Genomic DNA, 12727 nt, shown 5'->3' on the forward strand with positions numbered 1-12727 from the left:
CAAATACACGGACTTAGGGTAGGATGCTTTTGTGATCGGTAATAGAGGCATAGACCGTATCTTGAATTCTACGTCTAATTTTATGGGTGTTAATTTGGTTGTTTCTGGCTGAGGGATATACCCGGTTAGAAAGGAAAATAAATGTCAAATCTTCATCTGGATCCATCCATACCATGGTTCCTGTAAATCCGCTGTGGCCAAAGGAGTTGGGCGAAACCATGTCAGAAACGTAGGAGCTATTGCCGGAGCTAGGCACTTTATCCCAGCCTAAGCCGCGATGATGGGCTTCATCGTATAGCCTACTGAAATAGGGTACCGTTTCTTTTTCGAATATTTTTTTATCGCCATACTGTCCTTTCCATAGGTTCATCTGGCAGAGGATAGCCAGGTCTTGAGCCGTACCAAATAGCCCTGCATGACCAGATACTCCCCCTACCTCGGCGGCCATTTGATCGTGAACGGTGCCTTGAAGGAGCTGGTTTCGATAATGATGATCGAGCTCGGTAGGGGCTATTTGATCGGACGAAAACTGGTTAAGTGGATTGAATACGAGTCGTTTAAGGCCTAAAGGTGCGTAGATATGGTCGTTAACAAATTGGTCCATGGGGGCTTTTGTGATCCTTTCCACTACCTTTTGAAGGGTTAGGAACCCTAGGTCGCTATACAAAAAACCATATTGGCCCGATCGTAGCCTTTTGGTGTTTAGCGGGGATTCGACAACCCACTTCCAAACCGAATCCTTGATAGCCGCTTTGGCATAGAGCTTGGGGGCGATGCGTAAGGAATAAACCGAATCGGGCTGGGAGCTATAGTACTCAGGCAAAAGTCCTCCTCCTTTGGTTTTGGTCCTATTCCACAGGGTGGGGTAAAACGATAGGAGTCCTGACTGGTGCAGCAGCAGGTTTCTAATGGTGATTTTTTCTTTGTTGGTTCCGATTAGCTCGGGTAGATAGTACGATGCACGCTGGTCGAGGTCTATTCGCTTTTGGTCATACAAAAGCATAATGGCCTGGAGGGTTGCCGTAACTTTGGTTAGCGAGGCTAAGTCATATAAAGTTTGATCGTTAACCTTGTCTGTTGTGCGATAGTCCAAGGTGCCAAATTGACGGTTGTATACGATCTTTCCTTGACGAGCCACCAAAATCTGACAACCAGGAAAAGCCTTTTGGCTGATACCGTCCTGGGCTATGGATTCGATTTTTTGAAGCGTTTTGGAACTCATTCCTACCTTTTCTGGGTGGGACGATGCCATTAAGTTTTCGCTAGTTGTATGCATCTTGATCCCTGTTCCCGCCTTGAAAGCATGGGTAGAGACCGGTAGCAAGCCCTTGGTAGGGGTTTCTCCAAATAACATTTGAGGAACAATTTCGAGTTGTTCAGCGCCACCGGCATTGGCGCATAAAAGGGCATCTACTTCTGGGAAGTAAGAAAGGCTATAGGCGGGGCCAAATACACAAAGTACCACCTTTTTGCCCTGGCCTTTTAATTGAGAAATAAAGGATACCGCTTTAGGGTTTACCCGGTAGTTGCGATTAGGCCGGCTGGAAAGTCCTTGTACCCCCACAATCACGGTCTTATAAGGTGCCAAATGGTCGAGCATTTCTGCGATTTCTTGCTGGGACCCTGGGCCATCATAGAAATTGTACCGGGGTATGGGGCTGATGGAGGTCACGCTCTCGTTGAAGGTAGAAGAGAGACTTCTTTCGCCAATAGAGACTACGGCTAACTCTTCCTTTTGGTCTACCGGAAGGGGGAGAAGCTCTTCGTCGTTTTTCACTAAGGTGATCGACGCCTCACAAAGGGCTTTATATAGTGCCTGGCTGCTCTCCTGATTGAGATCGGCATACAAACCATCGATTTTTATAGGCTCGTAGTGATTTAGTCCCGCCCAATATTTACCCTGTAAGATTCTTTTAACCTTATCATCAATTATTTTTTCACTGATTTCTTTTTTAGAAATCGCTTGTTTTATTCTTGCAATAGTTTCCCCCACATTTTCGGGGAATAGGAGTACGTCGTTACCAGCGATAAGGGCTTTAAGGTTAATTTCGGGGGCTTTTCCCGTTTTCGCTACGCCTCGCATATTCATGGCATCGGTAAATACAAGACCACGAAAGCCCATCTCTTTCCGGAGTAGGCCATTGATCACCTTGGTCGACAAGGAGCTGGGAAGCTGAGGGGTATTGTCCAAAACGGGTACATATAAATGGCCGCTTAATACTCCCATAAGGCTGTCGGCGATCAATCTTCTATAGGGATAGAGGTCTGTCTCTTTGAGCTGTTCGCTAGAGTGGGTGAGTACGGGTAAGGTATAGTGAGAGTCGGTTCCGGTGTCGCCATGGCCAGGGAAGTGCTTGGCGGTGGCGATTACCCTTTCCTTTTGCAGCCCCTTCATATAGGCCACTGCCTTGCGACTTACATTGTCCCGGTCTTCGCCAAATGAGCGAACGCCTATTACCGGATTGTTGGGGTTACTATTGATGTCGGAAACTGGGGCGAAATTAATATGGGTCCCCAAGCGCTTACATTGACGACCTATGTCCTCCCCCATCTGATAGATGAGTTCGTCGTCCTGAATAGCGCCTAACACCATTTGTTTGGGGTAAGATATAGTGCTGTCTAAGCGCATCCCCAAGCCCCACTCGGCATCGATTCCTATAAATAAGGGGACTTTTGATTCGGATTGATAACGATTGGTCAGGCGCGCCTGACTAATAGGTCCCCCTTGAAAGAAAATTAAGCCTCCTAAATGGTATTCATTAATCAGTTTGTCGATATAATTGTAATGTCGGTTATCGCGGTTCGAATAGGTGGCGACCATAAATAACTGGCCGATTTTTTCATCCAAGGAAAGGGAGGAAAGGGTACTATCCACCCATTCGGCCTCGGGTAATACCAAGATCGGACCATTGCTTTTTTTTGCCTTGACCACAGCCGGAGCTGCCACCTTTTTCTTTGTCTCGTGGGGCACACCTATCTTGTTGTTGATAAGCATGAGTGCTCCGGTTACGGCTGGGCAAAGTACAATGAGTGCCAGTACCGTAAGCGACGCAAACGAGCGTTTTTTTAACCAAAATTTCATATGCTCTTGTATTTATTGAGCGTGGGTAACTATGAATTAAACGTTGAGAAGTTTAATAAGTAACATAGTGTCTTAAAATTGCTGTTCTACAATAATAACCATTTTTTATAGGAAAAAACTCCTGAAAGGGGCCTTTTAAGCTAATTCTAATAAATAGAGCTCCCCCTTACTTAGGTCTCAATACTTCGGGTAAGAGAAGCAAAGACTGCTTCGAGAGACTGCCCCGACTGCCTCAGGTTGTCTAACGTGTCGTCCACAACGAGCCGTCCCTGGCTGATGAGGATCACACGGTCGCAAAGGGCCTCCACCTCTTGCAATATATGTGTCGAAAAAAGGATGGTCTTCTGTTGGCCCACTCGGCGTATAAGCTCTCTGATTTCGAGTATCTGATTGGGATCCAGCCCTGTAGTGGGTTCGTCCAGTATGAGCACTTCGGGGTCGTGTAGCAAGGCTTGTGCAAGGCCGACCCGTTGGCGGTAACCCTTAGAGAGTTGACCTATTTTTTTTCCTTTTTCGGAGAGCAATCCACATTCCTCCATGACCTGCAGGCTGCGTTGGGCCAATAGATCCCCTTTGAGCCCGTTGAGTTTTCCCGAAAATTCTAAAAATTCTTTAACATATAAATCCAGATACAGCGGGTTGTGTTCTGGAAGGTACCCTATCTTACTTTTTGCTTGTAGCGCCTCTATACTGAGGTCATGACCGGCCACGATGGCCGACCCCGAGGTAGGGCTCAGGTACCCCGTAAGGATTTTCATGGTCGTGGACTTACCCGCTCCATTCGGCCCTAAAAAACCAACTATTTCGCCTTTGGATAGGGAAAATGATAAACCGTCTATGGCCTTTTGGGCGCCGTAATATTTGGTTAGCTGATGAACTTGTAAGGACATTTTCAGGCAAAATTATATTTTGTGAAAGCAGGAATTCGCTCGATGCATTCCCCTGCTTCCACAAAGTACCTGTTTTAAAGCTATACTTTCAAAAATAATTTCTTTTTAAACAGGTAATACATAAAGGCCCATTGAACTCCGATAAAGGCGAACACTTCTCCCATTTTCTCAAGGGGGTCCGGAAGAAACTCTAGTAGCCCCCCAAATAGGGCATGGGCAGTATAGCTAAAGTTGATAAAGTCGCCTACCATATAAATGACAATCGAGTTCATCCCGATGACCACGAAAAAGAACGTCCATTTACGGTAGTTTAATACGTCGATAATCCAATAAAACAGTGCTAGTAATAAGGTGCTAAATCCTCCGGCACAGAGCACAAAAGAACTGGACCATAGGTTTTTGTTGATAGGGAAGAAATAGTCCCAAACCACACTCAACAATAAACTAGTGATACCAGCAGCGACCAAATAAACGACTTTGCTATTCTGGCTGATAACTTCGTTTCCTTTCCTTAAAAGTTCTCCTGCAAATATGCCCATTAAGCCTGTGGCGATAGCCGGAATGACGGACACTAAGCCCTCGGGGTCGTGTATGGTAAGGTATAATTTTCCTGGGATTAACATTTGATCGAAATAACTGGCAGGGTTACAGTCCATCGTGAGTAGGCCTGCACCGCAGCCGGGTACCGGATAGAGCATCATAAAGGCATAATAGCCCAAGAGTAAGCCTGCAAACCAGATCCATCGGGCTTTCCAACTAAAATATAGGAAAAGGATTTGGGCAAACATTCCAGCGAGCCCTATACGAGCCAGCACACTACCATAGCGCATATTTTCCCATTCCGTTTGGAATATACCGTTATTATAAATGATCCCTAGTAATACCAAGATGATGCCCCTCTGTATGACTTTCCTGATGAGGTCGGAGGGGGGGATTCCTTTCTCTAAGCGACTTCCCAAAGAGAAGGGCGTAGATACTCCGGCCAGAAATAGGAAAGTAGGGAAGATAAGATCGTAGGCCCTGAATCCATGCCAATCGGGGTGAGTGAACTGATGCGCTAAGGCGATGGCCCAAGACCAGCCAGTAACCTTAGCCAGTACAAAAAATATTTCTTCTCCCCCGGCTATCCAGAACATATCAAAGCCTCGAAGGGTATCCAGAGAAAGCAACCGTTGGCTTTTACTTGGTTTGTTTGTTTGGGTTGGCTCTTCTACGAGCGAATTTTCTTTGGTGTTTGGCATGTCCCTGCGTTCGTTAATTCATTATATAGCTATTCTACTGACAAATTCGCCAAAGATACTAGCCAAATCACGGGGAAATTATTTGGAGTCGAGAGATGTGGATGACATAGTTCGAAAAAACTGAAGTGAAGATTGGCCGTTTAATCAAATATTATAGGATTTATTCTATGGGAGTGGTTAAATTGTGGAGTCGTTAGTGTGGTTTTACTAAAGTAGATTAAACTTGGAAAACATTTTGTTTTTTAAAGGGATTCTCTTGTTTCTTTTCCTGGCCATTACCTGGTTATTATGGAGGCACTCAATGAGGCGACAGCTTCAGGGCTCATCCGTGTCCCATAGCATGGTGTTAGCTGGCTTATTGCTACTTATTTTCCTATCCCGATGGATATATATGGTCAATGTGGAGCCTAATGTAGATGCTAGCACTTGGCTGGCGGCTTCACATTCCATCAGCTCCCTGCCCGACAAACTTTGGCTGATCCTCAATTATACCGATTCACGTCCCTTAACGGTCCTGCCTCTCTGGATGTTGCAGCTTTTGGGTGTGCCGCTGAGCTATCCCATGGCTGAGACCGTAGGGCTGGTATTTTGGCTGGTTACCATTATTTACCTCTATCGAACCTTTTGCCTATTCCTGCCGGCAGACAGAAGCCTGCTATTGGTATGGGTGATGGGTATGCTAATAGCAACTACATGGTACAACGATCATATAGGGTATAACTCCGAACATTTGAGTGTGATGTGCATCACCGTTTGTTCTTATTGGTACCTTCGTTTAGAAAAAAAGGGGAGCATGGAGTCGTGGCAAGTAGCTTTGCTGGGTGTCGTACTGGGAAGTCTACTCTATATCAAATTTCAAAATGTACCGATGGGGCTGGTAATTGCCGCTATGGCTCTTTGGAAGCTAGTTGGACAAAAAAAATGGGCACAAGTTATTTTGCTCACGGTTGCGGGAGTAATGCCCACGCTCCTGATGAATGCCTACTTTTTTGTAAAAGGTAAAATAGGAGATTTTTGGGTTAATTATTTCTGGAACTACTTTTATTATTCCTATAGTACGCAGTTCCAGCCTATGCCAGTTGTCGAGCGCTTTGGGCCCTTTCGTACCCTTAGTTTTATGCTCAATAGTACCCATTCCAGATACTATTTTTTAGGAATACTTATAGGCCTTTTACTTTTGGTTTTATGGCCCAAAGATGGTCGTAGCCAGAAGGACAGGTTTTTGAAAATGAATAGAATCTTTTCGGTATTGTTGCTACTGAGCAGTCTCTATGCGAGCCTTCAAGCGGGAAATAATTTTGAGCATTATATCTTATACTTATTCGTCCCCCTGTTGTATTGTTTAGTGGTGTGGCTAGCCCATGCTCAGGTGCCAGCTCAAGGGTGGGCATTGGGGGTGCTTTTGGGCTTTTCTATGCTTCAGACTGCCCGAAATACCCTGACCAGGCACACCCTTGAAGCTCTGCCGAGTGGAGAGGAAGATCTGGTGATCATGAGAACGATTCAGGACAACACCCAACCCACAGACCCCATTGTACTTTGGGGCTGGGCCGATCGGTTATATTATTATACCCTTCGGCCATCGGGATATAGGCTTCCCCATACGCATAATCTATTTTTGGATTCAGAATTGTTAGATTACAGGGTCAAGAATTTTATGGATGATATCAAAACGACTCGACCAAAATTGATCATTGATTTGGCCCGTACTCCCTATTCTACTTTCAGCAACTTAGGAAAAGAGATAGCGCAATATCCGGTTATAAACGATTATATTAGAATGAATTACCAGTATAAAAAGACCAAAAATGGAATCGTTTATTATATCCGGAAATAAGAAAATGACGACAGAGTGGGCCCGTTGAATATCATTTTTATCTAACTGTTCGTTTGGAAAGGCATAATCAATTATATTCTGCAGCCATGAAATCGAATTACAAAAATCTTTTGTTGGGGGTGATCGTGCTTTTATGCTTTTCTGTCATGCCTTCTTTAGCTCAAAAAGCGAAAGATGGCCAGGCTATCGAGCAGACGACCTCCAAGTTGAATAACCGCCGTTTAGATAAGAATTTGGAACGGTATAAGGAGGAACTCGATCTTTCTAAAAAACAAATCAAGCAGCTTTCCAAAATAGATAAACGCTATGCACGTTTAGAGCGGAAGGTGGACCGTAAGGACGGCACGCGCAAGGATAAAAGGCTGCTTTCGGAACAAAAACGTGAGGAGATGATTGAGGTGCTCAATGAGCAGCAGCAGGTTAAGCTGCAAGCATTGATCAAAAAAGGACGGTTTAGTTTCGATCAGTGGTTTGGCAAGTAGTACGCTTGGCGCCTAAGCGCAATGACCTATGTTTACTTTTCGGGGCTATAGCAGCCCCGAAAAGTAAATTATAACCAACTCGGGATAATTTTGCTTCCTGTTTCGCTTTCTTCGATTTTTAAATACGTCTGTATTTCCTGTTGGAGATCTTCCACATGGCTGATGATCCCCACTATTCTATGCTCTTTCCTCAGGGTTTTTAGGGTTTCAAACACCGTTTGCAATGCGGCTTTATCGAGGGAACCAAAACCTTCGTCGAGGAAGAAGAAATTATGTTTGGACGCATTTCGTACGTGAATATGATCGGCTAGGGCCAAAGCCAGCGAAAGGGCGGCTTGGAATTTTTGTCCTCCCGAAAGGGTCTTTAGCAGTCGTAAATGGCCGCCATTGAGTAGGTCTCTTACCCAAAAGCTATTTCCCTCACCGAGCTCCAGGTGAAGCTGTTGGTGGGTCATTTGATGGAACCGACCATTGGCAGCCTGTATCAGATTCTGAAGATAGATACTGGAAGCATAATCCACGAATCCACTCGAACGGAATAGTTTTGCCAAATCGTTGAGGTGGTTTTTCCGGATGTCTAACCGCTCCTGTTCTTGGAGTAAGGTGGTTCTTTTGATGAGGTCCTCTTTGAGCTGCTTCAGAAGTCCTTCCAGGCGTCCCTCTTCTTTGGTCAATGTTTGTAATTGCTTCTGGAGGTGTTGGAGCTTACGGTTGGTAGCCTCATGCTGTTCGGGGTCGTAAGCAGAAATGGGGTTTTGTTCTTTCTGGTTTTGAAGGTCACGACGAATGGTATGGATTTGCAGGTCGAACCGGTCCAATGCGTTTCTTTCCGTACCAATATCCAGGTCGGAAAGAAGGACCTGCCCCACCCATTCTTCCGACTCGTAGGCATGTTGCAGTAGCCTTTGCTGAACGGCCTGTCCCAGGTTCTCAAACTCCGCTTGGTGCCGAGCTCTACTTTCTAGTAAGCTACGTTGCTCTCCGCCGAGTGCATGAATTTGTTTCTCCAATTCGGCAATTTCCTTTTCGGTATGCTCGAACTTGGTTTTGACTTCCGTATATTTTTTTCGTAAATTCTCTACTCGATCAGTGAGTGCCTCGCTGTTTTTATGTCGATAGTCATCCAGTTGAATATTCGTTAGCTGGCCCGTTAAGGTGTCAATGGTGCTCTGCGCCTTGAGTACTTCATCCTTTAAGGACTGCAAGGGCGCTTCGAGTTTTTGCTGAATTTCTATTTCTTCCGCTTCTATGGCCACACTGGCTTCTTTGAGTAGTAGCTCTTGCTCCTTGATCGTCTTTTGTAGCTGAACGGTTTGCTCAAAGTAGCTTAGAAAACGGGCTGAGTCTTTCCTGTCAAATTGGGGCCAGACAAATAATTGATCGTGTTCCTCCAAGGCGACTTTCTCTTCGTTCCAACGCGACCTGATGGTCGTTTTTTGTTGTTCAAAACTAGAAATTTGCTGAAAAAGTCGGTCGATAGGAGGCTGAGCCTTTCTAAGCTCCTTTTCTTGTTGTTCAAGAAAGGCTTTTCGATCGGTCAGCTGTTTTAGCTGGGTATTGAATTCGTCGTTAGGATGCAGCAAGGCGGGGTGGTGTTCCGACCCGCAAAGTGGGCATGGTGCTCCGTCCTGTAGCTCGGTGGCGAATTGCTGTAGGCGCGCCTTGGTCTGCACTTCAAGGAACTTAGCCTCCAATTCCTTCTTCTGTCCTGAGTGTTGCAAGAGCCACTTTTCTATGCTTTTTTCAAATTCTGAAAGTCCGCTGTCCGGTGCCAGTTCCAATTGGAAGTTAGTGGTCAGTTCGAGGAGGTATTTGCGCTTAAGCTCCTCCACTTCTTTTTGGTTTTGGTTCACCTGGTTGGCCTCTTCCAAGGTGGCAGTTTTCTTTTTTGTCAGTATTTCCAGCTTGGTATACCAGGCTTGTATCTTTCCTGTTTCGGTGAGGTCAGGAAGTTTGTTTTTATGGGCACTGGTTTCTTTTTCTAAGGCCGACCGGTCATTTTTTTTCTTTAAAAGGGCCTCTTTCCTTTCCTTTAAGCGCGCCTCCCCCCTCGTAAGGGCACCCATTTGCTGGTCGATCTGCTTGTTTTTTGAGGCGATAATAATGACCTTCTCTAGCTCCATAGCCTGATGAAGCAAGGCTTCACGGTTTTCGTAGGCTGGTAGCAGTCCAACTCTTTCCGACTGACGTTCGGTACGTGTAGTGGATAGTCGGTCGATCTGTGAAGCGAGTTTTTCTAGTTGTGACTCTTCTTGATGGAGGATCTCCGCAAGTCGTTTTTTTTGATCGAGTAGCGGTTTGAAATGAAGGGAGCATATTTCAAAAATTGCCAAGGAGGCTCTCCGTTGTTTCATTTGGCCTTCTTGGGCTTCCAGATCCTTGAGTTGCTGGGTCAGGATTCGAATATTTTCTAGAGCCAGTTTTTGTTTCTGAAAGGTCTCCGCCAGTAGTGTTAGGCTATTCACTTGCTCACTGGCCTTTCCTATTTCTAGTCGTACGGCCTCGTACATGCCCTCTTGCTGGGCGATGAGCTCGGTAGTGACGGCGGTCATGCCGGTAAGCTGCCCTTCCACATGGGCAATCGCCTCCTTGTTTTTCCCCATGAGGGTAGCCACTTTTCGGCTTAAATCGTACTTTTCCAATTGGAAAAGTTCTTTCATCATCCGGGTACGGTCGGCGTCGCGGAGCTCAATAAATTCTTGAAACCTTCCTTGAGGGATAATGATAGTCCGCCGGAAATTATCGTAACTGAGCCCTATGATGTCTTCAATGCTTTCATTCTCCGATAGGGGTACCCATTGCTCTTCTTTCCAGGAATAGCCTTTCCTTTCGAAAGTCTTGACGTCTTTAAAGTTTTTACTGTTTCTACGCCCCCTTACAGTAAACCGATACCTGTTTCCATTCTTGCCGGCAATGCATTCGAAGTCTATTAGCAACTCGTCGGAGCGCAGGTTCATCATATTATAGGTCCGGTCGTCGCCCGATTTGTTGAGCCGTTCCGTATCCCCATAAAGGGCAAAGGTTATGGCTTCTAAAATAGAGGACTTGCCGCTACCTACTGCTCCGAAAATACCGAAAAGGGAGGCATTGGTAAGGTCGTCAAAATGTATTTCCTGCTCTTGTTGATAGGAATAAAGTCCCTTTATTTTCAGGTACTTAGGAATCATGAATGAAATGTAGAAGGTAAAAGATAGAACCGGGGTTAGGCATTAGAAGGTTGGTCGGCCAGTATCGCTAGCAGATCGTCCAGGTAGCTCCTGTCGTTGCTCAGCCTGGGGACTTTATTTTGCCCGCCCAATTTGTTTCTACTTCCCATCCAGCTATAAAAAGTTCCTGCCGGGGCTATATGGATGAGTGGAGGTAAGAGGGCCATGTCTTTATAGCGCTTGGCGTCGTAGTCCGAATTGACCTCTCGAAGCGATTCGTCTAGGATCCTGTTAAATTCCGCCTGGTCTGTTGGACTTTTGCTAAACTCGATGATCCACTCATGCCGCCCCCGGGAGCCGTCGCCCATGTATACCGGCCCGGCCGTGTAATTGGCTACCAGCGAATCGGTGCTGTTGGCCGCCGTCTTGATGGCATGGTCGGCGTTTTCTACGATCACTTCTTCTCCGAATGCATTGATAAAATGCTTCGTACGACCGCTAACCTTCAGACGGAAAGGGTCGATAGAGGTGAACTTGATGGTGTCGCCAATTAAATAACGCCACAGGCCGGCATTGGTAGAGATGACCAGGGCGTAGTTGACACCCACCTCCACCTCGTCGAGCAAGAGAGCCTTTGGGTGTTTCTGTCCTACTTGGTCGAGAGGGATAAATTCGTAGAAAATACCATAGTCGAGCATGAGTAGCATTTCTCCGATCTTATCTAAGTCGTCCTGAATGGCAAAGAAGCCTTCGGAGGCACTATAGGTCTCTAAATAACTGACTCCCTTCGAAGGGAAATATTTTTGGATAAACAAGTCGCGATAGGGTTCGAAAGATACCGCACCATGAACGAATACCTCAAAATCGGGCCATATTTCCAATAGGTTCGTTTTGTTATTCCTTTCCATGATGAGGTCCAGCAGTACAATGGTCCAAGTGGGTACGCCGAGGATACTCGTTACGTTTTCTTCAGAGCATATTTCTGCCATTTTCTCTAGCTTACTTTCCCAATGGTCCATCAGGGCAACGTCCAATGGCGGAGTGCGCATGATTTCCCCCCAGGCGGGCAGGTTCTGCATGATTACCGCCGACACATCGCCTACCTGGGTATAGTCGTCGAAGGGATTGGCGTGGAGAGTTCCTCCTATAGACAAGCCTTTTCCATCGAAAACTTTAGTGTCGGGGCGGTTCTGAATCAGCAGGGTCATCATGTCCTTGCCGCCTTCATAATGGCATTCTTCAAGCGCTTCGGGCGACACGGGAAGGAATTTACTTCGTGCGTTGGTCGTTCCCGACGACTTAGAAAACCATTCTATGGAAGAGGGCCATAGCACGTTGGCCTCTCCTTTGAGTACTCTTTCAATGTAAGGATACAGATCCTCATAGGTCGACACGGGCACCTGTTGCTGATATTCACGGATCGTTTTGATTTGGCCATAATTGTATTTGGAACCCCATTCGGTGTACCGTGCCGTTTCAAGTAACTCCGTAAACATGCGCTGCTGTGTTTCGATAGGTCTCTTCTTGAATTGTTCTATCCTCTCGTAGCGGCGATTGAGAAACCACACCGTCATGTCATTTACCAGCTTCATAAGCTTATCAATAGATTGAATTGTGACTTTGAAGTTATAAAAGTACTAAATAAAAATGGTGGAAGACTCGCTTCGAAACGATTCCTCCACCAAAATTAAGCTGATATTTATCAGGACTTCTTACTAAACTTTCGGTATAAAAATAGGAGTAGTACCGAACCTAGGACGGCTATGAATAAGCTTCCCAGGTCGAAACCGTCTACTGCACCAAAGCCAAGCATAGAAGAGATCCATCCGCCGACCACTCCTCCGGCAATACCAATGATGATGGTAACAAAAAAACCCCCAGGATCTTCGCCAGGATGGATGGCCTTGGCTATGACACCCGCTATAAGACCCACGATGATCCATGTTAAAACGCCCATAATTCTTTAAGTTTTGGTATGTAAGTGATATAAAACCTAAATATAACAAAAACTGTGAGAATGCGTGATTTGGCTTCGGGAATCTTAATGAT

General features: G+C 45.8%; 8 protein-coding genes. 2 read left to right on the forward strand and 6 right to left on the reverse strand.

Going from position 1 to position 12727, the window contains the following annotated elements:
* Positions 1-13 precede the first annotated feature (13 nt).
* The 3 genes from CLV98_RS20520 to CLV98_RS20530 all read right to left on the reverse strand — a co-directional run bounded on the left by CLV98_RS20520 (position 14) and on the right by CLV98_RS20530 (position 5213).
* The gene (locus tag CLV98_RS20520) at positions 14-3082 is read right to left on the reverse strand and encodes a serine hydrolase domain-containing protein (protein WP_109677529.1); all 3069 of its coding nucleotides are present in this window, start codon (positions 3080-3082) and stop codon (positions 14-16) included.
* A gap of 170 nt (positions 3083-3252) precedes the next feature.
* The gene (locus CLV98_RS20525; protein ID WP_109677531.1) at positions 3253-3972 is read right to left on the reverse strand and encodes an ATP-binding cassette domain-containing protein; all 720 of its coding nucleotides are present in this window, start codon (positions 3970-3972) and stop codon (positions 3253-3255) included.
* An 80-nt stretch (positions 3973-4052) separates the two neighbouring features.
* Positions 4053-5213, reverse strand: a complete 1161-nt coding sequence (locus tag CLV98_RS20530; protein ID WP_109677533.1) for an acyltransferase family protein — start codon at positions 5211-5213, stop codon at positions 4053-4055.
* 301 nt (positions 5214-5514) lie between these two features.
* Between CLV98_RS20530 and CLV98_RS20535 the strand changes: the two genes are divergently transcribed.
* Positions 5515-7050, forward strand: coding sequence for a hypothetical protein (locus CLV98_RS20535; RefSeq protein WP_109677535.1), 1536 nt, complete (start codon positions 5515-5517; stop codon positions 7048-7050).
* Positions 7051-7136: 86 nt separating this feature from the next.
* Complete coding sequence (locus tag CLV98_RS20540; RefSeq protein WP_109677537.1) at positions 7137-7532, forward strand: hypothetical protein; 396 nt, start codon at positions 7137-7139, stop codon at positions 7530-7532.
* A 68-nt stretch (positions 7533-7600) separates the two neighbouring features.
* Here CLV98_RS20540 and CLV98_RS20545 read toward each other — a convergent pair whose 3' ends face one another.
* The 3 genes from CLV98_RS20545 to CLV98_RS20555 all read right to left on the reverse strand — a co-directional run bounded on the left by CLV98_RS20545 (position 7601) and on the right by CLV98_RS20555 (position 12635).
* On the reverse strand, positions 7601-10699 hold the full coding sequence (locus CLV98_RS20545; RefSeq protein WP_109677539.1) for an SbcC/MukB-like Walker B domain-containing protein: 3099 nt from the start codon (positions 10697-10699) through the stop codon (positions 7601-7603).
* Positions 10700-10734: 35 nt separating this feature from the next.
* Positions 10735-12270, reverse strand: a complete 1536-nt coding sequence (locus CLV98_RS20550; RefSeq protein ID WP_109677541.1) for a GH3 auxin-responsive promoter family protein — start codon at positions 12268-12270, stop codon at positions 10735-10737.
* Positions 12271-12380: 110 nt separating this feature from the next.
* Positions 12381-12635: a GlsB/YeaQ/YmgE family stress response membrane protein gene (locus CLV98_RS20555; RefSeq protein WP_109677544.1), complete on the reverse strand. Its 255-nt coding sequence runs from the start codon at positions 12633-12635 to the stop codon at positions 12381-12383.
* Between the last annotated feature and the right edge of the window lie 92 nt (positions 12636-12727).

Origin of the sequence: Dyadobacter jejuensis (assembly GCF_003149085.1) — a bacterium.
In the GTDB taxonomy this organism is placed as follows: domain Bacteria; phylum Bacteroidota; class Bacteroidia; order Cytophagales; family Spirosomataceae; genus Dyadobacter; species Dyadobacter jejuensis.